This is a genomic window from Zoogloea sp. (assembly GCF_023150065.1).
Lineage (GTDB): Bacteria > Pseudomonadota > Gammaproteobacteria > Burkholderiales > Rhodocyclaceae > Zoogloea.
In genome coordinates this window covers 1-357 of the sequence record NZ_JAKLLN010000094.1, presented here as the reverse complement: position 1 = coordinate 357, position 357 = coordinate 1, and the positions used below count along the sequence as shown (strand labels likewise).

Annotated in this window: 1 protein-coding gene; it reads left to right on the top strand. The window is 66.7% G+C overall.

Going from position 1 to position 357, the window contains the following annotated elements; genetic code table 11:
* Nucleotides 1–14 precede the first annotated feature (14 nt).
* On the top strand, nt 15–357 hold a 343-nt coding region (locus L6Q67_RS23600; protein ID WP_296575980.1), incomplete at its 3' end, for a hypothetical protein.

The following is a 357-nucleotide window of genomic DNA, read 5'->3' as shown; positions in this document are numbered from 1 at the left end:
CGAAGAGAAACCCCATGACGATTCAGATCCCTGCCAGCGCGCGCGCCGTCCTCGCCCTACCGGCCCTTGCAGCCGCGCTCGTCCTCGGCGGCTGCCTGGCCACCACGCCGCCCATCCTCAACGCCAGCGGGCAGCCGGTGAAGTTCGTCCAGCCCATCCTCGGCAAGGCCGCCATGGCGGACGCCAAGTACGTGCTCATCGAGAAGAGCATCGCCGACGGCAAGTATCAGCTCGTCAGCATGTCGGCAACGCGCCAGCCGATCACCAACGCCCGCCAGGAACGCATCGCCTTCAACCGCGACCTGACCGGCTTTGCCCCCGACTTCACCGACTACAGCTTCCAGACCTACACCGACG